The organism is Lentzea alba, assembly GCF_047445655.1.
Taxonomy (GTDB): domain Bacteria; phylum Actinomycetota; class Actinomycetes; order Mycobacteriales; family Pseudonocardiaceae; genus Lentzea; species Lentzea alba_A.
On sequence record NZ_JAJAEG010000029.1, the window covers coordinates 66,136 to 88,772 of the forward strand.

The 22,637-nt window shown below is 68.3% G+C and carries 15 protein-coding genes; 10 read left to right on the forward strand and 5 right to left on the reverse strand.

Translation table 11 applies throughout. From position 1 onward, the window contains the following. Window positions 1–244: 244 nt before the first annotated feature. Entirely contained in the window at window positions 245–4,768 is a 4,524-nt protein-coding gene (gene gltB, locus LFM09_RS37695; protein ID WP_414101395.1) for a glutamate synthase large subunit, read from the forward strand. Beyond that, on the forward strand, window positions 4,761–6,266 hold the full coding sequence (locus LFM09_RS37700) for a glutamate synthase subunit beta (protein ID WP_414101396.1): 1,506 nt from the start codon (window positions 4,761–4,763) through the stop codon (window positions 6,264–6,266). Before gltB ends, LFM09_RS37700 begins: the two co-directional genes overlap by 8 nt. Before the next feature lie 72 nt (window positions 6,267–6,338). Here LFM09_RS37700 and LFM09_RS37705 read toward each other — a convergent pair whose 3' ends face one another. Further along, the gene (locus LFM09_RS37705) at window positions 6,339–6,764 is read right to left on the reverse strand and encodes a hypothetical protein (RefSeq protein WP_414101397.1); all 426 of its coding nucleotides are present in this window, start codon (window positions 6,762–6,764) and stop codon (window positions 6,339–6,341) included. A gap of 255 nt (window positions 6,765–7,019) precedes the next feature. Between LFM09_RS37705 and LFM09_RS37710 the strand changes: the two genes are divergently transcribed. The 4 genes from LFM09_RS37710 (at window position 7,020) to LFM09_RS37725 (ending at window position 12,479) form a co-directional block, all read left to right on the forward strand. Beyond that, window positions 7,020–9,956 (forward strand): helix-turn-helix domain-containing protein, encoded by a 2,937-nt coding sequence (locus tag LFM09_RS37710; protein ID WP_414101398.1) that lies wholly within the window; start codon window positions 7,020–7,022, stop codon window positions 9,954–9,956. A 162-nt stretch (window positions 9,957–10,118) separates the two neighbouring features. After that, on the forward strand, window positions 10,119–10,436 hold the full coding sequence (locus LFM09_RS37715; RefSeq protein WP_414101399.1) for a hypothetical protein: 318 nt from the start codon (window positions 10,119–10,121) through the stop codon (window positions 10,434–10,436). 123 nt (window positions 10,437–10,559) lie between these two features. Continuing rightward, window positions 10,560–11,138 (forward strand): carbonic anhydrase, encoded by a 579-nt coding sequence (locus tag LFM09_RS37720; RefSeq protein WP_414101400.1) that lies wholly within the window; start codon window positions 10,560–10,562, stop codon window positions 11,136–11,138. 12 nt (window positions 11,139–11,150) lie between these two features. Then, entirely contained in the window at window positions 11,151–12,479 is a 1,329-nt protein-coding gene (locus LFM09_RS37725; protein ID WP_414101401.1) for a SulP family inorganic anion transporter, read from the forward strand. A 56-nt stretch (window positions 12,480–12,535) separates the two neighbouring features. Here LFM09_RS37725 and LFM09_RS37730 read toward each other — a convergent pair whose 3' ends face one another. Next, on the reverse strand, window positions 12,536–13,774 hold the full coding sequence (locus tag LFM09_RS37730) for a CHRD domain-containing protein (RefSeq protein ID WP_414101402.1): 1,239 nt from the start codon (window positions 13,772–13,774) through the stop codon (window positions 12,536–12,538). Window positions 13,775–13,940: 166 nt separating this feature from the next. Between LFM09_RS37730 and LFM09_RS37735 the strand changes: the two genes are divergently transcribed. After that, complete coding sequence (locus LFM09_RS37735) at window positions 13,941–14,390, forward strand: hypothetical protein (protein WP_414101403.1); 450 nt, start codon at window positions 13,941–13,943, stop codon at window positions 14,388–14,390. A gap of 85 nt (window positions 14,391–14,475) precedes the next feature. Continuing rightward, window positions 14,476–15,300: a DNA/RNA non-specific endonuclease gene (locus LFM09_RS37740; RefSeq protein WP_414101404.1), complete on the forward strand. Its 825-nt coding sequence runs from the start codon at window positions 14,476–14,478 to the stop codon at window positions 15,298–15,300. Here the strand turns inward: LFM09_RS37740 and LFM09_RS37745 are convergent. Together LFM09_RS37745 and LFM09_RS37750 are read right to left on the reverse strand one after the other, a co-directional pair. Beyond that, the gene (locus tag LFM09_RS37745; protein WP_414101405.1) at window positions 15,290–18,154 is read right to left on the reverse strand and encodes an NACHT domain-containing protein; all 2,865 of its coding nucleotides are present in this window, start codon (window positions 18,152–18,154) and stop codon (window positions 15,290–15,292) included. The genes LFM09_RS37740 and LFM09_RS37745 overlap by 11 nt on opposite strands. 52 nt (window positions 18,155–18,206) lie before the next feature. Next, window positions 18,207–20,126, reverse strand: a complete 1,920-nt coding sequence (locus LFM09_RS37750) for a helicase-associated domain-containing protein (RefSeq protein WP_414101406.1) — start codon at window positions 20,124–20,126, stop codon at window positions 18,207–18,209. Between the two features lie 75 nt (window positions 20,127–20,201). On the opposite strand from LFM09_RS37750, the gene LFM09_RS37755 reads away from it, so the two are divergent. Next, on the forward strand, window positions 20,202–20,849 hold the full coding sequence (locus LFM09_RS37755; RefSeq protein ID WP_414101407.1) for a DUF2461 domain-containing protein: 648 nt from the start codon (window positions 20,202–20,204) through the stop codon (window positions 20,847–20,849). Here the strand turns inward: LFM09_RS37755 and LFM09_RS37760 are convergent. Then, window positions 20,797–21,141, reverse strand: coding sequence for a VanZ family protein (locus LFM09_RS37760; RefSeq protein WP_414101408.1), 345 nt, complete (start codon window positions 21,139–21,141; stop codon window positions 20,797–20,799). The genes LFM09_RS37755 and LFM09_RS37760 overlap by 53 nt on opposite strands. Before the next feature lie 64 nt (window positions 21,142–21,205). Here LFM09_RS37760 and pyk point away from each other — a divergent pair, with 64 nt between their 5' ends. Continuing rightward, window positions 21,206–22,630, forward strand: coding sequence for a pyruvate kinase (pyk, locus tag LFM09_RS37765; RefSeq protein WP_414101410.1), 1,425 nt, complete (start codon window positions 21,206–21,208; stop codon window positions 22,628–22,630). Window positions 22,631–22,637 lie beyond the last annotated feature (7 nt).

Below are 22,637 nucleotides of genomic sequence, written 5' to 3' on the forward strand. Positions count from 1 at the left end.
GAACGTTCGGTTACGCTAACCCGGTTGTAACGAACGCCGACGTTGGCCGCAATGTCGCTCCGCAGCGGGGAATCGTTACACATCCATGACCTAGATCACCCATTGGCGGGTGTCGCTGGGTTTCGCGGCTGTTAAAGTCGCGTCAACACGCGGGCCATCGTCGTCCCGTGCTCCCACCTGTTGGTTCGAGGTCTGAGCACGAGGACTTTGTTCTTTAGCGAGGACGACGAAGGAGGTCTGCGCAGTGATCTTCTCCGCCATCCCCGGCCCCCAGGGTCTCTATGACCCCTCTGAAGAGCGCGACGCCTGTGGTGTCGCCATGGTGGCCGACATCCAGGGCAGGCGTTCCCACGGCATCGTGAGCGATGCTCTGACGGCGCTGGCGAACCTGGAGCATCGTGGCGCCGCCGGTGCCGAGCCCACCTCGGGCGACGGTGCCGGCATCCTCCTGCAGCTGCCGGACGAGTTCCTGCGTGCTGTGGTCGAGTTCGAGCTGCCCGAAAGCGGGAAGTACGCGGCGGGAATCGCATTCCTGCCGTTTGAGTCCGAAGAACGCGCCGCCGCAATGCAGCAGATCGAACGCATTGCAGGAGAGGAGAACCTCGTTGTTCTCGGCTGGCGCGATGTGCCGGTCGACGCGGAGAAGGCCAACGTCGGCCCGACCGCGCTTTCGGTCGCGCCGCATTTCGCGCAGCTGTTCGTCAAGGGCACGCGCGACGAGTCCGGCATCGCGCTGGACCGCCTGGCCTTCTGCCTGCGCAAGCGGGTGGAGCACGAGGGCAGCGTGTACTTCCCGTCGCTGTCCGCGCGCACGATCGTGTACAAGGGAATGCTGACGACCGAGCAGCTGCCGGCGTTCTTCCCCGACCTGCACGACGAACGCCTCTTCACGGCGATCGCGTTGGTGCACAGCCGTTTCTCCACGAACACGTTCCCCTCGTGGCCGCTCGCGCACCCGTTCCGGTTCGTCGCGCACAACGGTGAGATCAACACCGTGCGCGGCAACCGCAACCGCATGCGCGCCCGTGAGGCGTTGCTGGACAGCGATCTCATCCCCGGTGACCTCGCCCGGCTGTTCCCGATCTGCGACCCCGACGGGTCGGACTCGGCGAGCTTCGACGAGGTGCTGGAGCTGCTGCACCTCGGCGGCCGCAGCCTGCCGCACGCGGTGCTGATGATGATTCCGGAGGCGTGGGAGAACCACGCCACGATGGACCCGAAGCGCCGCGCGTTCTACCAGTTCCACGCCTCGCTGATGGAGCCGTGGGACGGCCCGGCCTGTGTCACGTTCACCGACGGCGAGCTCGTCGGTGCCGTGCTCGACCGCAACGGCCTGCGTCCCGCCCGCTGGTGGCAGACCGCCGACGGACGCGTTGTGCTCGCGTCCGAGACCGGTGTGCTCGACGTGCCTTCCGATCAGGTGGTCGCGAAGGGCCGCCTGCAGCCGGGCCGCCTGTTCCTGGTCGACACCAAGCAGGGCCGCATCGTCGACGACGAGGAGTTCAAGTCGGGGCTGGCCACCGAGCTGCCCTACGACGAGTGGCTGCACGCGGGTCTGCTCGACCTCGCCGACCTCGCGGACCGCGAACACGTGGTGCAGAGCCACGAGTCCGTCCTGCGCCGCCAGCTCACCTTCGGTTACACGGAGGAGGAGGTGCGGATCCTGCTCACGCCCATGTCGATCATGGGCATGGAGCCGCTGGGCTCGATGGGCACGGACACGCCGGTCGCCGCGCTGTCGCAGCGTTCCCGGCTGCTCTACGACTACTTCGTGCAGAACTTCGCGCAGGTCACGAACCCGCCGCTGGACGCGATCCGCGAAGAGATCGTCACGTCCGTCTCGCGTGTGATGGGGCCTGAGCAGAACCTGCTCGACCCCGGCCCGGTCTCGTGCCGCCACGTGACGCTGGACTACCCGGTCATCGACAACGACGAGCTCGCGAAGCTCATCCACATCAACGACGACGGCGACCTGCCCGGGTTCGCCTGCACCGTCCTCTCCGGACTGTATGAAGTGGACGGTGGCGGCGAGGCGCTGAGCCAGGCCATCGAGCGCGTGCGTCGCGAGGCGTCGGAGGCCATCGCGAACGGCGCTCGCACGCTGGTGCTGAGCGACCGCGACTCGGACCACCGGATGGCGCCGATCCCGTCGCTGCTGCTGGTTTCCGCGGTGCACCACCACCTGGTGCGCACCAAGGAACGCCTGCGCGTCGCACTCGTCGTCGAGTCCGGTGACTGCCGCGAGGTCCACCACGTCGCCGCGCTGCTGAGCTACGGCGCCGCCGCGGTGAACCCGTACCTCGCGTTCGAGACGATCGAGGACCTGATCAGCCAGGGCGCCATCACGGGGGTCCCGGCGCACAAGGCGATCCGCAACTACGTCAAGGCGCTCGTCAAGGGCGTCCTGAAGATCATGTCGAAGATGGGCATCTCGACCGTCGGCGCCTACACCGCGGCGCAGATCTTCGAGGCGGTCGGCCTGTCCAACGACCTGCTGGACGAGTACTTCACCGGCACGCAGTCCAAGCTCGGCGGCGTTCACCTGGACGTGCTCGCCGAGGAGGTGGCCCTGCGCCACCGCCGCGCGTTCCCGGACAACCCGACCGACCGAGCGCACCGCAAGCTCGAGGTCGGTGGCGAGTACCAGTACCGCCGCGAGGGCGAGCTGCACCTGTTCACGCCGGAGACGGTGTTCCTGCTGCAGCACGCCACGAAGACGCGCAAGGAGGACGTCTTCCGCCAGTACACGGCGGAGGTCGAGCGCATCTCGCGGGAGGGCGGCACGCTGCGCGGGCTGTTCAAGTTCCGCACCGAGGGCCGCACGCCGATCCCGATCGACGAGGTCGAGCCGGTGAGCTCGATCGTCAAGCGCTTCAACACCGGTGCCATGTCCTACGGCTCGATCTCGGCCGAGGCGCACGAAACCCTCGCCATCGCGATGAACCGGCTCGGCGGGCGGTCGAACAGCGGCGAGGGTGGTGAGGACAGGGAGCGCCTGTACGACCCGGAGCGTCGTTCCGCGGTCAAGCAGGTCGCGAGTGGACGGTTCGGCGTCACGAGCGAGTACCTCGTGAACTCCACGGACATCCAGATCAAGATGGCGCAGGGCGCGAAGCCCGGCGAGGGCGGCCAGCTGCCCGGCTTCAAGGTCTACCCGTGGATCGCGCGCACCCGGCACTCCACGCCGGGTGTGGGCCTGATCTCGCCGCCGCCGCACCACGACATCTACTCGATCGAGGATCTGGCGCAACTCATCCACGATCTGAAGAACGCGAACGAGCAGGCGCGGGTTCACGTGAAGCTCGTCTCGTCGATCGGTGTCGGCACGGTCGCGGCGGGTGTCGCCAAGGCCCACGCGGACGTCGTGCTGATCTCCGGCTACGACGGCGGCACCGGTGCCTCGCCGATGAACTCGCTGAAGCACGCGGGAACGCCCTGGGAGATCGGCCTCGCCGAGACCCAGCAGACGTTGCTGCTCAACGGTTTGCGCGACCGCATCACCGTCCAGGTCGACGGCGCGATGCGCACCGGTCGCGACGTCGTTGTCGCGGCGCTTCTGGGAGCCGAGGAGTTCGGCTTCGCCACGGCACCGTTGATCGTCGCGGGCTGCGTGATGATGCGCGTCTGCCACCTGGACACGTGCCCGGTCGGCGTGGCCACGCAGAACCCGGACCTGCGCGCCCGCTACACCGGCCAGGCCGACCACGTCGTGAACTTCTTCGAGTTCATCGCGCAGGAAGCCCGCGAACTGCTGGCAGAGCTCGGTTTCCGCACGATCGACGAGGCCGTGGGGCACGCGGAGCTGCTCGACAAGGACGAGGCGATCGAGCACTGGAAGATCGAGGGCCTGAACCTCGACCCGGTCTTCGAGGTGCCGGAAACCCCGTACCCGACGGCGAAGCGCAAGATCCGCGACCAGGACCACGGCCTGGACAAGGCACTGGACCGCACGCTGATCCAGCTCGCCGAGGCGGCGCTGGAGGACGCGCACCAGGTCAACCTGGAGCTGCCGGTCCGCAACGTCAACCGCACGGTCGGCACGCTGCTCGGCGCCGAGGTCACTCGCCGCTACGGCGGCGAGGGCCTGGAGGACGACACGATCCGGGTGAAGCTCACCGGGTCGGCCGGCCAGTCGCTCGGCGCGTTCCTGCCGCGCGGCATCACGCTGGAGATGGTGGGCGACGCGAACGACTACGTCGGCAAGGGCCTGTCCGGTGGGCGGATCATCGTCCGGCCGCACGACGACGCGCCGTTCCGCGCCGAGGAGCAGGTGATCGCGGGCAACGTGATCGGCTACGGCGCCACGTCCGGCGAGGTGTTCCTGCGCGGTCGGGTCGGCGAGCGGTTCTGCGTCCGCAACTCCGGTGCTCTGCTGGTGGCGGAGGGCGTGGGCGACCACGCGTTCGAATACATGACCGGTGGCCGGGCCGTGGTGCTCGGGCCGACCGGGCGCAACGTCGCGGCCGGCATGTCCGGCGGTATCGCGTACGTGCTCGACCTGGACCCGTTGTCGGTGAACCAGGAGATGGTGCAACTGCAGCGCCTCAACGCCGAGGACCTGCGTTGGCTCAAGGACGCCATCACCAAGCACCACAAGGCGACTGGCTCTGCCGTCGCCGCGTCGCTGCTCGGTGACTGGACCCGGCGAGCCGGTGCGTTCACGAAGGTCATGCCCGGCGACTTCCAGCGAGTGATGGACGCGATGCGCCTCGCTCGCGCTGAGGGCCGGGACGTCGACCAGGCCGTTATGGAGGCGTCGCGTGGCTGATCCACAGGGTTTCATGAAGCACTCCCGCTCCGACGCGCCGAAGCGCCCGAAGCCGGAACGCCTGCAGGACTGGAACGAGGTCTACCTGGCCGAGGAGCCCGCCGAGCGGAACGCTGCCGTCCGCACGCAGGCGACCCGGTGCATGGACTGCGGCATTCCCTTCTGCCACAGCGGAACCGCGGGCTGCCCGCTCGGGAACCTGATCCCCGAGTGGAACGACCTCGTGCGCCGCGGCGACTGGGAGCTGGCCTCGGACCGCCTGCACGCCACCAACAACTTCCCGGAGTTCACGGGCCGGCTGTGCCCGGCGCCGTGTGAGGCCGCGTGTGTGCTGTCGATCTCGCACGACGCGGGCGGTGCCGTCGCGATCAAGCGGGTCGAGGAGACCATCGCGGACATGTCGTGGGAGAACGGCTACGTGCAGCCGTCCACCGCCGCGGTGTCCTCCGGCAAGCGCGTCGCGGTCGTGGGTTCCGGTCCTGCCGGTCTCGCCGCCGCTCAGCAGCTGACCCGGGCCGGGCACGAAGTCGTCGTGTACGAACGGGACGACCGTCTTGGCGGGTTGCTGCGGTACGGCATCCCCGAGTTCAAGATGGAGAAGAAGGTCCTCGACCGGCGCCTGTCGCAGCTTCGCCGTGAGGGCACCAAGTTCGTGACCGGCTGCGAGGTCGGCGTCGACATCACGGTCGAGCAGCTGCGTGCGGAGTTCGACTCCGTCGTGCTGGCGGTGGGCGCTCTGCGGGGCCGTGACGACAAGACGACGCCGGGGCGCGAGCTCAAGGGCGTGCACCTCGCGATGGACCACCTGGTGCCGGCGAACCGCGCGTGCGAGGGCGACGGCCCGTCGTCGATCTCGGCCGAGGGCAAGCACGTCATCGTCATCGGTGGTGGCGACACGGGCGCCGACTGCTACGGCACGGCGACCCGCCAGGGCGCGCTGTCCGTGACGCAGCTCGACCAGTACCCGATGCCGCCGTCGGTCCGCGACGACGACCGTTCGCCGTGGCCGGTGTGGCCGCACATCCTGCGCACCTACCCGGCGCACGAGGAGGCCGGGGAGCGCCGCTTCACCGTGGCTGTTCGCCGTTTCGTGGGTGACGACGACGGTCATGTGCGCTTCATCGAACTGCAGCAGGTGCGGGTCGAGAAGGACTCGTCCGGCCGCCGTTCCGTGGTGCCGCAGTCCGACGAGATCGAGGTGCTGCCGGCGGACATGGTGCTGCTGGCGATCGGTTTCGAGGGCGTCGAGCACATGCGGCTCCTGGACGACCTCGGGATCTCGCTCACTTCTCGTGGCACGATCTCGTGCGGCTCCGACTGGCAGACGTCGGCGCCCGGTGTGTTCGTCTGCGGGGACGCGCATCGCGGCGCTTCCCTTGTGGTGTGGGCGATCGCGGAGGGGCGGTCCGTGGCCAACGCCGTGGACAAGTTCCTCACGGGTTCCTCGAACCTGCCTTCGCCCGTGATCCCGAACCAGCTTCCGCTCGCTGTGGTCTGACAACGGCGTCCGACCAGCGGAGAGCAGCATGACGCCCCGGCCGACAACGACGTCGACCGGGGCGTTCGCCTTTCAGCTCACGGTCAGGCAGCTGGCGCGGTTGCTCCAGGTGCCGAGGTTCTCGCTGTAGTCGATCCAGCCCGACTTCGCGCCGGTGCCAGGACAGTCGAACGCGTCGAACAGGCGGACGTCGCAGCTGTTGCGGGTGAGCAGCGAGCTGGCTCGGTTGTCCCAGCCCCAGGCGCGCAGGTTGTAGAGGCCTTCGACGTCGCCGTAGCCTGCGGTGCAGTTGCCGTAGTCGTAGAAGGTGATGCAGGCGCCGTCGCGTCCGGTCCCGTCGTAGAGCGTGAAGTGCTGGACGGTGCCGGCCACGTTGCCGACCGTCGTGCAGGCGAGGGCGCTCTGTTCGTCGGCGTTGGCGATCGGGCTGGTGATGAGCGCGAGGGCGCTGATGGCGAATGCGGCGACGGCGCGGGTCAGCGTGCGGATGATGGTCATCGGTTCTCCTTGCTGGTTCTGCGGCGTTCGCCGCGGGAAGGCTGAGGAACGTTCCGAGCGCCATCAGGAGTGCGGCGAGCGCAGTCCCGATCGGCGCGAATCGCTTGTTCTACGCCGTGGCTGTCCTTTCCGTTCGATTGCTGATTCAGGTGTAGTGCGATCCGCGTTGTCCGGTGTCGGGAACTGGACTCCGGACATCATCATCGGGACAATCCGGGCGGATCAGGGAGGGGATCCAGGGGGAGGATTGCCGTCATGCCGCGCACTGAGCGACCACTAGAGGACGACGGCTCGCCACTGGTCGAGTTCGCTGCTGAACTGCGCAAACTGCGGGCCGAGGCGGGCAGTCCGCCCTATCGTGAGCTGGCCAGGCAGGCCCATTACTCGTCCACGACGTTGTCCGACGCGGCAGGCGGACGTCAGCTGCCGAGCCTCGCGGTGACCCTCGCTTACGTCGAGGCGTGCGGTGGCGACCGGGATGAATGGGAACGCCGCTGGCACGACGTTGCCGCCGAACTCAACGGTCACGCGAACGCTCTGCCGCCGGAATCGGGCAATGCTCCGTACGTGGGCCTTTCGGCTTACGGTCCGGACGACGCGGAATTGTTCTTCGGTCGTGAACGTCTGGTCGAGGATCTGCGCTCACGATTGCGGCGCCACCGCTTTCTGGCGGTGTTCGGCCCTTCCGGTGCCGGAAAGTCGTCGACGTTGCGAGCCGGGCTGATTCCGGCGCTTTACGCGGATTCACCGTTGAACCCGATCGTTTTGTTCACGCCCGGTGTGCACCCGTTGCACGAGTGGGCACTGCATCTGTCGTCCTTGCTGGGTGCCACCACGCCGGCTGTCTCGCGCGACCTCGCCACCGGTCCCGCCGCGTTGTGCTCGCTGATCGACCAGCTGCTGGCCGAACATCCCGCGGGCGCCGAGGTCGTGTTCGTCGTCGACCAGTTCGAGGAGGTCTTCACCCTCTGCACGGATGCCGGCGAACGGCAGGCTTTTCTGGAGCTGCTGCTCAACGTCGGTCCGCGCGGCCGGGTGGTGGTGGGCGTGCGCGCGGACTTCTACGCGCACTGCGCCCTGCATCCCGAACTGGCCGAAGCCTTGCAGGACGCGCAGGTCACCGTAGGCCCGATGACCGCCGACGAACTGCGCCGTGCGATCGTCCGGCCCGCTCGGATCGTGGGCTGCGCGGTCGAGAGCGACCTGCTGAGCGTGCTCGTCGCGCACGCTCACGGTCAGGCCGGGAGTCTGCCGTTGCTCTCACACGCCCTGTTGCAGACCTGGCGGCGGCGCAAGGGCAACATGCTGACCCTCGTGGGGTTTCAGACCACCGGTGGGTTCGAGGGCGCGCTCGCCCGGACCGCGGAGACCGTTTTCGGCGGCATGACCACGCCGCAGCAGGGGGTGACCCAGCACCTGTTCCGGCGCCTGATCGCGTTGGGGGACGGGACTGAGGACACGAAGCGCCGGGTTCGGCGGGCTGAGCTCGACGACACCGCGGACGTTCAGAAGGTGCTGAACACCTTGAGCGACGCCAGGTTGCTCACCCTCGACCGGGACACGGTGGAGATCACGCACGAGGCGCTGATCAGTGCTTGGCCTCGGTTGCAGCGGTGGCTCAACGCCGATCGGGAGGGGCATCGGCTGCATCGGGAGCTCACCGATGCGGCGGTGGTGTGGCAGACGCACGGGCGGGATCCGTCGACTTTGTTGCGTGGCAACAGGCTTGCGCTCATTGCCGACTGGGCCGCTGAGGACGTGGGGCTCACGGAGCTGGAGCAGACGTTCCTGGAGGCCTCTGTTGCTGCGCAGGAACAGGAACAGAGCTCGACGCGGCTGCAGATTCGGCGGCAGCGCATCCTGATCGCCGTGCTCACCGTGCTGGTCCTGGTGGTGACCGCAGCGCTCATCTTCGCGTCGCGCGCGCAGGACAACGCGACTCAGCAACGCAACACGGCCCTTGCCCTGAGGGCGGTCCAAGCCTCCGCCGACCTCATCAACGCCGATCCGCGCAGTGCCGCGAAGGTCGCGCTCACGGCGTATCGGATCCATCCGTCGCCGGAGACCGCAGGCGCGCTCATCAGCGCAGCGGCCGCGGTCCGGGGTGTTCGCTTCCTCGAACCCTACAGGGAGATCGTGGTCGGGGCGGACGTGCTCGTGCTGGCCGGCATCGACGACGACAAGCTGACCATCTACTCCATCACCGAGGACAAGCTGGAGGAGAAGTCCTCCGTCCCCGCCGGCAAAAGCGTCCATAAGGGAGGCATGGCGGTCAGGCCGGACGGCAGACTGGGCATGACGACGGGTTTCGTGACCAGTCCGAGCATCAGCCCGGACAGCCAGGTACTGCTGACGCCCGCCGATGAGGAGGGACAGTTCATCGTCTGGGACATCAGCGACGTCCGGCAGCCGGTCAGACAGGCGACGATCTCCGCGACGCAGATCGGCACCTGGTCGCCGGACAGCCGGCACGTTCTGGCCATCGAGACGAACCCCGCGCTCACCACGGTGTGGAGTCTGAGCGATCTGGCGAAGCCGGTGGTGGTCGGCAGCCTGCCTGGAAGCCGCTCGTGGTTCGCCGGTCGGCACGACCGGGTGGCGTTGCTGGAAGGCAGCGGCAACGACCAGACAGTGGCCGTCCACGAGGTGCCCGCTCACGGACAGCCGCAGAAGATACGGGTGTTCGGCGAGGGCCTAGGCGGGTCCGTCCACGACGTCAGGTTCTCTGATGATGGTGAGCGGGTCACGGTGGTGCAGCAGCAGGGCATGCAACAGCGGGTCTCGACGTGGCCGGCGAAAACGGGCAACTCGCAACCGCTCACCACGCGCAGCTTCCCTCAGGGCACGTTCATATCGCTGCACACCGGCACCGGTGGATCCACCGACCCCGTGGTCGTCGTCGAGACACAACAGTCAATCGCGCTGTGGGAATCCCGTGATCTCACCGCGCAGCGGTGGGTGCTGCCGCTGCCGACAGGGAACGACGGAAAGGTTGCACTCGGCCATCTCTCGTCAAGACTCGATGCGTTGTTCGTGCTCATGAACTTCCGCTTCTACCAGGAGTGGCGGCGTTTGGACCTCGACATCGCCGGCGCGGTGACGAGTGCGTGCGGCAAGACCGTGGACACCTACCCGGTGGAGGTGTGGGCTGAGCACTTTCCTGGTGTGGAGCAGGTTCCGCTCTGTCCCTAGTGGACCGGTACTCGTCCCGGTTCCGTTCCAGTCAGTGAAACCCGTAAGCACTTTCGGGTGAATCTCGTGCTGGATACGGGCGATCTGCGTCTCGTATATCGCGCAGGTTGTCCGCTTCGGGCGAAACTGGTAGCTGTAGATCAACTCGGTCGGGGGTGAGCCATGCGCAGCGTTCTGCTCGCGGTCGTGGTCGCCCTGTGCGCCGTGCTGGCTCCGGCGGTCACGCCCGTCTCCATCGGGGCGCCGCCGCCCAAGTCCAAGACCTCTGTGCCCAAGGAGGAAGCGCCCCGCGAGGAGCGCGAACCCAGTCGGCTGCGCATGCTCGCTGCCGCTGCTGCCGTTGAGCGCGTTTCCACCGAGGCACGGCCGTCTGTCGTGTCGTGGGCTCCCCGGTCTGCCGCTGTGAAGAGCCTCGTGGAAGCGGCCGAGCCCATAGCTGTTTGGCGCACACCACCCGCGCTGCAGGTGTTCCGGAACTGATTGGTCGGTCCCCTCCGGGTTCGAGTCGACACGCTTTTCGTCGACTCGAACCCGGACTGCCGGTTTTCGAAAGGCGCAGTCCGATCAAACCGAACACTTCTTCCTTAGCAGTGAGGGATTCCCATGGACTTCCATCGCTTTGTTCAGCATGCCCGCGAACACGCCCGCTCACGCTCACGCGCCGCCGGGCAGAAGCTCGCGAAGGGCCAGACGCCCACCACGATGTTCATCACGTGCGCCGACTCACGCATCGTGACCGCCGAGATCACCGGTGCGGAGCCGGGGTCGCTCTTCGAGCTCCGCACCGCGGGCAACGTCATCCCGCGGTACTCGCTCACGCGGCCGTCCAGCGAGATGGCGACGATCGAGTTCGCCGTGCTGCAGCTCGGGGTCAGCGAGCTCGTCGTGTGCGGGCACTCGCACTGCGGTGCGGTCACGGCGTTGAACGGCGCGAAGATCGACCACCTGCCGGCCATGCGCGGCTGGTTGCGGCCGGGGCGGAAGGCACCCGGCAAGCTCGCGGATCCGGCGATGCGGAAAGAAGGGCAGGAGCACGTTCGCAAGCAGCTGCAGACACTCCTCGAGTACCCGTTCGTCGCCGAGAAGGTGGGCAATGGTGAGCTGCGGGTGCACGGGTGGTTCTACGACATCGAGACCGGCGAGGTCTCCGCGTGTGCCGAGCACGCCTTCCTGCCGCTGTAAGGGTTTCGACAGATGAACAAGTATTGGGCCGATCTCGGTTCGTCGGTCGTCGTGTTCCTCGTGGCGCTGCCGCTGTGCGTTGGTGTGGCGGTGGCGTCCGGGGTGCCGGCCGAGCTCGGGATCGTGACCGGGGTGGTCGGCGGCATCGTCGTCGGGTTGTTGCCGGGCAGCACGATGCAGGTGAGCGGGCCGGCCGCCGGGCTCACGGTGCTGGTCGCGGACGCGGTCAGCGCGCACGGGATCCAGGCGCTCGGCGTGATCGTGCTGGGTGCTGGGCTGCTGCAGACGGCACTCGGCTTAGCCAGGTGCGGGCGGTGGTTCCGGGCGATCTCGCCGTCGGTGGTGCAGGGGATGCTCGCGGGCATCGGGTTGGTGCTCGTCTTCGGGCAGCTGAAGCCGCTCATGCAGTCACCGGTGGCGTTGGCGCTCGGGCTGCTCACCGTCGTGATCATGCTGTTGTGGCAACGGACTCCGCTGCGCGTTGTGCCTGGTGTGCTCGTGGGTGTCGTGACCTGCACGGCACTCGCAGCGGTGTTCGCTTCGCCGGTGCAACGCATCGACGTCGGGGCGCTCAAGCAGGACCTGCACCTGCCGGACCTCTCGTTGCTGAGCACCGGAGTTGTCGGCACGGCCGTGGTGTTCGCCCTCGTCGCATCCGCGGAGAGCATGTTCAGCGCGGCGGCGGTCGACCGGATGCACAACGGGCCGCGCACGCGCTACAACCGGGAACTGGTCGCGCAGGGCGTCGGCAACTCCATCTGCGGGTTGCTCGGCGCGTTGCCGATGACGGCGGTGATCGTGCGCAGTGCGGCCAACGTCCAGGCCGGCGCCCGTACGAAGCTCTCACGAGTGCTGCACGGCGTGTGGCTCTTGCTGTTCGTGGTGTTGCTGCCGGGGCTGCTCACGCTCATCCCGCTCGCCGTGCTGGCCGCGGTTCTGGTGCACGCCGGGTGGAAGCTGCTCGGCCTGAAGCAGGTCGCGAGCCTGTGGCGCACTGACCGGGCGGAAGTCGCCGTGCTGGTGCTCACCGCCGGGCTCATCGTGGCCACGGACCTGTTGACCGGAACGCTGGTCGGGTTGCTGGCCGCAGTCGTGAAGACGGCCTGGGACGTGTCCCGCCTCTCCGTCACCATCACCACGGACGGGGTGGCGCTCAAGGGCAACGCGACGTTCCTCAGGTTGCCGAGGCTGCTGGACGCGCTGGACCGGGTCGACCGGGAGCACGTCCGGATGGACCTGAGCGGGGTCCGGCACCTCGACCAGGCGTGCGGGCAGGCCATCGACCAGTGGGTCGACGAGTCCCGCCGCGCCGGCAAGACGGTGGAGTTGGTCGGGAGATAGGGATCGGCGCCGCGGCCGTGGGGGTCGCGGCCGCGGCGCCTCTATTCAGGTGGTCCCTAGTGCGTGGTGAACTGGCCGCGCACCGCACCGCCGGGGAACGTCGCCGTGTGGATGTTCGAGTAGAAGTCCTTCGGCGCCTTCTTCAGCGCGTCCAGCGCCACCTTGTCGACGCCGGCGACCGTGCCGGACACCGCGAAGATGCCGTTCGGGACGGCCGTGCCGAAGAACGTGATCTTCACGGGGCCGTTGACGCCCTTCGCGCCCTGGTGGACGTGGCCGAGCGTCGGCGCGTCGATGTTCACCCACGCCAGCGAGAAGTCGACACCGGTACCGCTGGGCTGCACGAACGTGATGGCCTGGCCGTCCGGGTCACCGACCTTCGGGCCGTTCTCGACCGGCACCTCGTTGCGGCCGTTGGAGAACGCGCGGAGCTTGCCGCCCTTGATGATGTCGAGCGGGTTCACGTTCTTGCCGAGCGGCTTGAGCTGCGCGCGGACGGCGCCGCCCGGCCGGTCGGTGCTGTGCAGGTTCACGTAGAAGCCGGCTGGGTTGCGCCGGATCTCCTCAGCGAGCTTCGGGTCGATCACGGTCTGACCGGCCGCCGCGGACAGCGTCTCCGGCATCGGCGTGGTGAAGAGGTTGACCTTCACCGGGCCGTTCTGACCGGCGTTGCCCTGGTGGATGTGGCCGAGCGTCAGCTGGGCCGTCTTCTTCCACTCCACCGCGAACGTCACGCGGTCACCGCGCACCTCGACCAGCGCCTTCGCGGAACCGTCCGCGTCACCGACGGCGGGGCCACCGGGCGTGGGGACCTCCTGCTTGCCGTCGAGGTCGGCGGAGAAGAAGACCGGCTTGCCCTTCACCGGCGCCGGAGCGGGCTGCGTCGGCGCTGGCTGCGTCTGGGTGGGCGCCGGGTTGTGACCACCGTGGCCTCCACCGTTGCCGGCGGCCTTCGTGGCGGTCGGCTTCTCGGCCGAACCACCGGCGTCGATGTTCAGCGTCGGACCGTCGGCGGTGAAGTTCTGGAACGCCGAACCGCCGTTCTTCACGACCACGCGGACCTCGATCGGCCCCTTGCCGGGCTTCACGGTGAAAGTCCGCGACTCGCCCTTCTTGGCGCCGTCCAGACAACGGCCTTCCAGCACGTCGGCGGCGCAGAACGTGGCCTCGTACCCGGCCTGGTTCGTGATCTTCACGGTCACCGCGTCCTGTGCGGCGGACGCCGGCGTGACCACTCCTAGGCCGAGCGCGGCGCCCAGCAGGCATGCGGCAGCGACAGTTTTGTTGCGAGACATGGGGTGTACTCCAAGGCTCCTCAGTGGGAGTCGGGGGGTCTGGCGGACCCGACACCACCAACACGGACGTCGATCGGATTCGGTTCAAAGAAAGTTCGTTAGTGAACCGAACGACGTCTCCACACGTGTCGACGGTGGAACAGGGACGACCACTTTGGAGACGAAGATGCGCGCACGTATGGGAATTCTCGCTCTGCCCGCCCTGCTCGCGACGCTGGTGGCCTGCGGAAACGAGGCGCCGCAACAGGTTGCGCAGCAGGAGGTGCCGGTCAAGGCGGAGGTGAAGATCGCGCAGTCCGATCTCGGCCCGATCCTGGTCGACCAATCGGGACGGACTCTCTACGCATTCACCAAGGATGAAAACAAGTCCAGCGCGTGCGACGCCGACTGCATCGCCGTCTGGCCCGCCCTCACCGCTCAGTCCACAGTGGAGGCGAAGGACGGTGCAGACACGAGCCTGGTCTCGCAGATCGACGAGAGTTCGCAGGCCGTGTACGGAAAGTGGCCGCTCTACTACTACGTGGGAGACCAGGTCGCCGGTGACGTGAACGGCCAGGGCGTCGACGACGAGTGGTTCGCGATCGCCCCGGACGGCAAATTGGTGAAGAAGAGCTGATGAACACTGGGCCGTTCGGGTGTATCCGGCTAACGGCCCTGTGGCATGTGTCGACCCTGCAGATGAACCAGTAGGGGGAGAACACATGACCAGCACAGCCGTGAAGACGGGTTTTGACGCGGAGTTCCTCGGCACCGCTGCCGGGACCCCGGTCCTGACCGAGTCAGGGGCAGCCGACGCGGTCGAGCTCAACGGCTCGACCACGATCGACTACACGCACTTCTCGCTCGCGATGAGCAAGTCTCGCAAGTTCGCGAGCTGGGTCGCGTGGAACATCGACGGCGGCGAGATGAAGGCCTTGCCCCGCACCGGCATCCCGTTCGTCAAGGACCCGCGGATCCCGGCCGAGTTCCAGACCGGCGACGAGCTCTACCGCGACAACAGGCTCGACCGCGGCCACCTCGCGCGGCGCGCCGACCTGTGCTGGGGCCCGAAGGCGGAGGCGCAGAAGGCGAACAAGGACTCGTTCTTCTTCACGAACATCACGCCGCAGATGGACGACTTCAACCAGAGCACCAAGGCAGGGCTCTGGGGCCGGTTGGAAGACGCCGTGCTCGAGGACGTCGACGTCGACAACCTCAGGGTCAGCGTCTACGGCGGGCCGGTCTTCAACGCCGACGACCGGGTGTTCCGCGGTGTCGCGATCCCGCGCGAGTTCTACAAGGCGATCGCGTTCGTGGTGAACGGCGAGCTGCGCTGCAGCGCGTTCCTGCTCACGCAGAACCTCGTCCTGGCCGAAGCGCTCGACCTGGACGAGTTCCGCGTGTTCCAGGTTTCGGTGACCGAGCTGGAGAAGCGCGTGAGCTTCACCTTCCCGGCCGAGCTGCACGCCGCCGACACCGCTGCCGTCCAGCTCCTCGACGAGACCGAGCGCAAGCCGCTCGGCAGCCTCGACGACATCAGGTGGTGATGGTCACCCCGGGCAACGCCTGACGCAGTTCCTCCAGCCGTGCCAACGACTCCGGCTGGTGCGCGACGAGATGTTCCAACGCCGGCAGCACGCGCAGGTCGTCCGCCGCCGGCACGCCGAACACCTCCAGTTTCGTGATGGCCGGCCACCGCTCCAGCCCTGCCAGCGAGTAGGGCGGGCGGTGGTCGATCGCGAGCTCGCGCAACGCGGGCAGGTCCGGCAGCGCGGCCAGGCCGTCGTCGATCGCCGTGTCACGGATCTGCAGCCGTCGCACCAGGCCGCCGGCCAGCGACGCCAGGTCGACCCGGCTGAAGTGCAGGTGCAGCTCGTCCAGGTCCTTCACCGGCGCCAGGTCGATCCGTCCGAGCGGCCGGCACCGCGACAGGTGCAGCTCCTTCAGCGACCTCGACACGGCCAGCGGCCCGAGCTCGCGCATGACCTCGTTCTGCCACAGCTCCAGCCGGTGCAGCGACGGCATGGCGCCCAGCGGGTCGAGCGGGTTGATGTTGCCGATGCACCGCACGTGCCGCAGCTTCTCCAGGTGCATGATGAACTGGATCCGGTGCCAGCCGCGGACGTCCACCCGCCGATCACCGAAGTCTACTTTGGACAGCACGGTCTTCGCGTAGTTCTCCGCGTCCGGCGTGTTCCGCCACGCCCGCAGCAACTCGTCGATGACCATCGCGTGGTCCACCGCGACGAACTCCGCGATCCGCTCCCACGCGCCCTCGCCGCCGATGTTGGCCAGCGTCCGCACGATGTAGGCGGCCTCGTCGGTCGCCTCGGGTCCGGGTAACAGGTCCACCACGAACGAACCCGCCTCGGCCAGCGCGTCGGCGTGCGCGAAGCTCTTCGGCGGGATGAGCGACGCGGCCGCGGAAGTCACCTGCGCCCGTGCCGTCTCCGGCTCGATCACGTCGGCCTGTTCGAGGCAGGCCAAAGCCAGCAGCCGCAACTTGTCCCGGCCGCGTTCGTCCTTGCGCGTGTCGTCGTTGCCCGCCAACAGGTCCATCAGCACGCGAGCCCGTTCGCGCGGCCGGGCATGCGCGACGGCCATGACCACGACGTCGTGCCACTCGTCGAGATGTGCCCTGTCCACCAACAGGTTCAGGTCACCGGCGTCGACGACCTCCTTGGCCGCCAGGTAGTCCCGGAACGTCCGGTGCACGAACTGCACGCGTTCGGACGACACCTCGCGCAGCAGCCCGGCCCGTTCGAGCAGGCGCTGCATCGCCTCGTCCGGGTCGATGTCGTGCGAACGCAGTCCGCGCATCGCGTTCCCGAGCCGGTGCACGGCTTCCTCTCGCGGCACCATCAGCTCCCGGTTGCGCACCAACGAGTACGCGAACCGCTGCAGCAGAACGAGCTGCTCCTCCTTGGAGAACGACGGCAGCGCGAGCCCGCGGTCCTCGTCCCACCGCACCAGCAGCAGGTCCAGTGCCGCCTCGTACAGCGAGCGTCGATCGCGCGGCAGGTGCATGTTCCGGTCCTGGTGCAGCGCGCACAACAGCCCGGCCAGCAACGGGCTCGACGCCAGCCGCCGCAGGTCCGGCCGCTTCGCCAGTGTCGCCACCAGCCGCGCCTCGCAGTCGGTCAGCCACACCCGCGCGTCGCGCGTCAGGCCGGGTTCGTCACGGGCGGCGGTGTGCCAGGCCTCCACGAAGTCGCGCACACCCTTGTCGCTCAACGGCAACAGGTCGAACGCCGCGAAGTCGCACTCCTCCATCCAGTCCTCGGGCACGGCGGCCGGGCGGGTCGTGATCGCGTACCGCGCCTGCGGATAGGCGTTCACCAGCCGGCAGAGCCACTGGCGCGCTTCCTCCCGCCGTTCCCACACCAGTTCGTCCACACCGTCGATGAGAACGAGCGCGCGCCCCTCCCGCAGCCGCGTGGTGACCCAGCCCGCCGGCTTCTCCTCCTCGATCATCGAGGCGGTCGGCCGGATGAACTCCTCGGGCTTCGGCAAGGTCGTGTACTGCCGCAACGGCACGAAGAACGGCACCAGCCCGAGCCACTCGTTGCCCGACGTCCGCGTCTCACCCAGCGCGTTCATCGCCAGCCAGCGCAGGAACGTCGTCTTGCCCGCTCCCGCCCCGCCGCGGATCAGCACCCGATGCGTGTCCGCCAACGCAGCCGCGACCGGCAGACCCGCACCGGTCAGCTCGTCGGTGTCACCGACCCGTGCCACCGCCAGCGACACGTACGAGGTGTCGAACGAGTGCCGCCGCGGTGCCCGTCCGCGCGAGACCCCGAACAGCTCAAGCCCGCCCAACGACAGCGCGACCTGCTCGGCGTAGCGGTCCTCGAAGTCCCGATGCGCGGCTGTCAACGCCAGTTGTTGCTGGTCCGCGAGCCGCGCCACGGCGTCGGCGGTCGCCCTGCCGATCCGGAACATCTCCACCGCGAGCCTGCGCGCGTACTCCGGCTGCGACCACACCAGCTCCACGACCGCGACGCAGGCCCGCATCAGCAGCGCGTCGTAAACGGCCGTCGCCGAGTCGGACAGCCCCGCCGCCCGCCGGATCTTGTCGGACCTGGACAGCACGTACGCCCGCAACGACTCGGGCGTCAGCATCACTCGCAGCGCCTCGTCCTGCCGCAACGGCAGCGAGGCCTCGATCGACTCGCGCACCGCGTCGACGGCGGCCTGCCACTCGTGCTGCTCGACGGCGCTGAGCTCACCGCGCGCCAGCTCGGTGCTGATCCGTTCGACCAGAGGTCCCGGCCGGGTCAGCTCGCGCTGGCGCTTCTTGTTCTTGGCACCCTTGTGCACCACGTCGAAGAGACCGAGCAGCACGCGCTCCAGCACGGTCTCCAGCAACATCAGCAGTCCGGCGGAAAACGGGTCGGCCACCACTCCAGTATCAGCACGTGATCACTTGCGCCGGTGGGACTTCACCAGCTGTTCATGCGGGTATGGCGACCTTGCGGACGTGCCCGATGGAGAACTCGCGGGTCGAGCCGTCCTCGCACTCCGCCGTCAGCACGCCCTCCAGGTGCTTGGCCGGGATGATCACGTGCGTCTCCGTCTGCCGCGGACCGCTCGCGTATCCGATCTCGACGCGCAGCCCGTCCACCAGCGCCGCGGCCAGCACCATCACCTCTTCGTCGCGCAGGAAGACGTTCTGGTCGCGCAGCATCCGCGCCGCGTTGGCCCGCGGCGTGCCCCGTCCCGCTGATGGTCGTTCCTGTTCCACCAGCCGGATCGCGAGCTGGGTCAGCTCCACGTCGTCCAGCTCGGTCCGCCACCACCGGTCCTGCCGCCGTTCGCCCCGCGCCGGCGCCCTCAGCCGTTCGACACGCTCCACAATGGACTGTTCTCCGGCGTCGACCCCGGTCGGCGCGTAACCGGCCTTGCGCAATGCCACCAGCGTGTCCGCCATCGGCTGCGCGGACGCCAGCACGGTCGGTGCCAGGAACCGCAGCTTCAGCGACGCCAGCCGCTTCGACTTCGTGATCTCCCGCAGCAGCGCCGTGTCCTCGGCCCGCACGCAGCTCGCCACCTCGGTCACCGTCAGATGCCCGTGCCGCCGTGCCACGTCCTGCACCTGGTACACGATCACCTGCGGCAACAGCACTTCCGAGACCGCGGTGAGCTTCGCCAGCACCTCGTCGGCGGACATCCCGGTGTCCAGGGCGCGCCGCACCGACCCGGCGGACAGCCGCCACACCCGTGCGGCGTCGTTGTCCTCCAGGTCCGCCACCAGGTTCAGCGTCGCGCTGAGCTCCGGCGACGGCAGGCCGTTCACCACCGCCGTCATGTCCGTCTGGAACGCGGCTTTCTCGGCGGCGGGAGGCATCAGCTCGGTCGCGGCGGCCTCGACGTCCCCGCTCTCCAGCACGGCCTGGCCCAACGGCGTGAGCGCACCTCCGGCCACCAGCCCCAGCGACTCCATCTCGCTGATCACCGCCGCGGTCGCCCGTTCGTCGTGCACCGCGGGCCGTTCCCAGACCAGGTCGGCGACCAGTTCGGCGTTGTCCGCGAAGGCTTCCTCGGCCGAGAACCGCTCCAGCGCGGTGCGGCGCAGTGCCAGCCCGGCCGCCCCGGTGTAGTCGCGCAACGCCGCCCGCGCCTGGTCCGGCTCCGGCCGCCAGTCCATCCGCCGCCACGCCTCGACCAGCTGCGCGAGCCGCGCGCCGGGAGGCGAGTCGAGCCAGACGTCGCCGTTCTTCGTGGGCAGCAACCGCCCGCGCTCCACCCCGATCAGCTGCGCCTCGACCGCGAGCTCCAGCCACAACCGGAGCACGCCGTCCGCGACCCGCATCGCCCGTGCCACCCGGCGGATCTCCACCGTCGCGACACCACCGGTGTATCGGGCGTCGAAGCTGTCCTGCTCGCAGTACGCCAGCAGCCGTGCCACGCCGTCCACAGTGGACATAGCGGCCACGACCGGTGAGACCGCCGAGGCCTTGCGCTTCCGCGGAGTCCTTGGGCGTAACGTCAGCTGGTCGCGTTGAGCGCCGTTCGCCCGCACCGAGTTGACCGCGATGAGCTTCGCCCCGTCCGGCCACGCCAGCGCGCGTTCCTCGAGCTGTCCGAAGGCCCGTTCGAAGTCGCCGACCGAACACCGCAGCTCGGCGCAGACCGTGTCGACGGTCCCCAGGTTCTGCTGCGCCACGATCGAACCGAGCACGTCGAGCGCGCCCTGGTCCAGTGTGTCCTCCGCGGCGTGCACCGAGTCCGAGTCGGTGAGCTGCGTCGCGAGGTCTTTCAACGTCCGGAGGTACCGGTCCGCCACGTCTCGGCGGTGCACGAGCAGCGCGGCCACCTCGTCCGGCTCGAGTCGGTGCAACCAGGTCGCGAGCGCGTTGATACGGCGGGCCATTCATCTGATTATGGCCCTGATTGTGTGCGCTCAAACGAATTTCACGCGCTTGGGCGATCAGCCTAGGCTGACTCGGTGACGTTCAGCGGCTTTGGCGAGTACGCCATCGACTTCTACGACGGCCTCGAACTGGACAACTCGAAGGCCTACTGGGAAGACAACAAGGAGACCTACCTGCGGGACGTGAAGGCGCCGATGGAGGCGCTGCTCGCCGCGCTGGAGAAGGAGTTCGGCGAGGGCAAGGTGTTCCGGCCGTACCGCGACGTGCGGTTCTCCAAGGACAAGACGCCCTACAAGACGCACTGCGGTGGCGTGATCGAAAAGGGCCGCGGCGGTGGCGCGTACTACGCCCAGGTCAGCTCGGAGGGCCTGGCGACCGGCGGCGGTTCGTACCACATGGCCCCTGACCAGCTGGCTCGTTACCGCGCCTCGGTCGACGCCCACGGCATCCTGCTGCGCAAGATCATCGACAAGCTGCTCAAGCAGGGCTGGTCGCTGCACGGTGACGTGATGAAGTCGAAGCCGCGCGGGTTCGCCGACGACCATCCCCACCTCGACCTGCTCAAGCACCGGTCGATCTGGGTGCGCAAGGTCTGGGAGCCGGACGACGTGCTGCACGAGCCGGGGTGCCTCGACCGGGTGCGCAAGTCGTGGCGGCAGCTCAAGGAGTTCAACTCGTGGTGCGAGGACCACGTCGGCGTGAGCGAATCCACGCGGCGGTAGCCCAGCCCAGGCCGATGCCGGCGACGTCCACCAGCGCGTCCAGCACGTCACCACTGCGGTGCAGTGGCGTGATGACCTGCTGAAGAACCTCCGAAACGCCTGCGTAGACCACTAGCAGCGGCAAAACATGAGGAATCTTCGCGTAAAGGCCGGTGAACGCGAGCAACGCGAACAGCAGCGTGTGGATCACCTTGTCCGTGCCGGGCGGTGAGGTCGGCACACCTGACTCGGGGGTGAACAACACGACGACGCTGAGCAACGCCGCGATCACGAACGGAAGTACTCGACCCATGGTCAAAACATTACCGAGGAGTAGTTCGGGATCGGTCCAGGAAGGAGGTCTAGTCTCTTTAGACGTGAGTCGACGCGCAAAGATCGTCTGTACCCTCGGTCCCGCCACTGGCACGCCGGACAAGGTCCGCGACCTGGTAGCGGCCGGTATGGACGTGGCCAGGATGAACTTCAGCCACGGCAGCCATGCCGACCACAAGCAGGTCTACGACATGGTCCGGGCAGCAGCCGACGAGTCCGGCCGCGCCGTGGGCATCCTCGCCGACCTCCAGGGCCCCAAGATCCGGCTCGGCCGGTTCGCCGCGGGTCCTGTCGACTGGAACAACGGCGACATCGTCCGCATCACCGTCGAGGACGTCGAAGGCACGCACGACCGCGTGTCCACGACGTACAAGGAGCTCGCGAAGGACGCCAAGGTCGGCGACCGCCTGCTCGTCGACGACGGCAAGGTCGGCCTCGTGGTCGTCGACGTCGAAGGTTCCGACGTCGTGTGCGAGGTCACCGAGGGCGGACCCGTCAGCAACAACAAGGGCCTCTCGCTGCCCGGCATGGACGTCTCCGTGCCCGCGCTGTCCGAGAAGGACGTCGAGGACCTCGAGTTCGCGCTCTCGCTGGGCGTGGACTTCATCGCCCTGTCGTTCGTGCGCTCGCCCGCGGACATCGACCTGGTCCACCAGATCATGGACCGCTCGGGCAGCAGGCGCCTCCCGGTGATCGCGAAGATCGAGAAGCCGGAAGCGGTGGACAACCTCGAAGCGATTGTGCTGGCCTTCGACGGCGTCATGGTCGCCCGTGGTGACCTGGGTGTGGAGCTCCCGCTGGAGCACGTGCCGCTGGTGCAGAAGCGCGCGATCCAGATCGCCCGCGAGAACGCCAAGCCGGTCATCGTCGCGACCCAGATGCTCGACTCGATGATCACCAACTCCCGCCCGACCCGCGCCGAGACGTCCGACGTCGCGAACGCGGTGCTCGACGGCGCGGACGCCCTGATGCTGTCCGGTGAGACCTCGGTCGGCCGCTACGCCATCGAGTCCGTGCAGACCATGGGCCGCATCATCGAGGCCGTCGAGACCGAGTCGGTCGTCGTGCCGCCGCTGACCCACGTCCCGCGCACCAAGCGCGGCGTGATCTCCTACGCGGCCCGCGACATCGGCGAGCGCCTCAACGCCAAGGCCCTGGTCGCCTTCACGCAGTCCGGCGACACGGTGCGCCGCCTGGCCCGTCTGCACACGCACCTGCCGCTGCTGGCCTTCACGCCGGAGCCGTCGGTGCGCTCGCAGCTCGCGCTGACGTGGGGCACCGAGACGTTCCTGGTGCCGAAGGTGGAGTCCACCGACGAGATGGTCCGCCAGGTCGACACGTCCATGCTGGAGATCGGCCGTTACTCGGCCGGTGACCTCATGGTGGTCGTCGCGGGATCGCCTCCTGGCACCATTGGGTCGACGAACCTCATCCGGGTGCACCGGTTGGGGGAGGACGACCACGCCTAGGAGTACT

What these genes read in the sequence shown, in the direction of transcription:
- LFM09_RS37705 (WP_414101397.1), bottom strand. Translation starts at nt 6,764, where the DNA reads ATGACCATCATCCGCACGCTGACCCGCGCCGTCGCCGCATTCGCCATC.
- LFM09_RS37760 (WP_414101408.1), bottom strand. Translation starts at nt 21,141, where the DNA reads ATGGGTCGAGTACTTCCGTTCGTGATCGCGGCGTTGCTCAGCGTCGTC.
- LFM09_RS37725 (WP_414101401.1), top strand. Translation starts at nt 11,151, where the DNA reads ATGAACAAGTATTGGGCCGATCTCGGTTCGTCGGTCGTCGTGTTCCTC.
- LFM09_RS37720 (WP_414101400.1), top strand. Translation starts at nt 10,560, where the DNA reads ATGGACTTCCATCGCTTTGTTCAGCATGCCCGCGAACACGCCCGCTCA.
- LFM09_RS37735 (WP_414101403.1), top strand. Translation starts at nt 13,941, where the DNA reads ATGCGCGCACGTATGGGAATTCTCGCTCTGCCCGCCCTGCTCGCGACG.
- LFM09_RS37715 (WP_414101399.1), top strand. Translation starts at nt 10,119, where the DNA reads ATGCGCAGCGTTCTGCTCGCGGTCGTGGTCGCCCTGTGCGCCGTGCTG.
- LFM09_RS37740 (WP_414101404.1), top strand. Translation starts at nt 14,476, where the DNA reads ATGACCAGCACAGCCGTGAAGACGGGTTTTGACGCGGAGTTCCTCGGC.
- LFM09_RS37750 (WP_414101406.1), bottom strand. Translation starts at nt 20,126, where the DNA reads ATGGCCCGCCGTATCAACGCGCTCGCGACCTGGTTGCACCGACTCGAG.
- LFM09_RS37710 (WP_414101398.1), top strand. Translation starts at nt 7,020, where the DNA reads ATGCCGCGCACTGAGCGACCACTAGAGGACGACGGCTCGCCACTGGTC.
- LFM09_RS37730 (WP_414101402.1), bottom strand. Translation starts at nt 13,774, where the DNA reads ATGTCTCGCAACAAAACTGTCGCTGCCGCATGCCTGCTGGGCGCCGCG.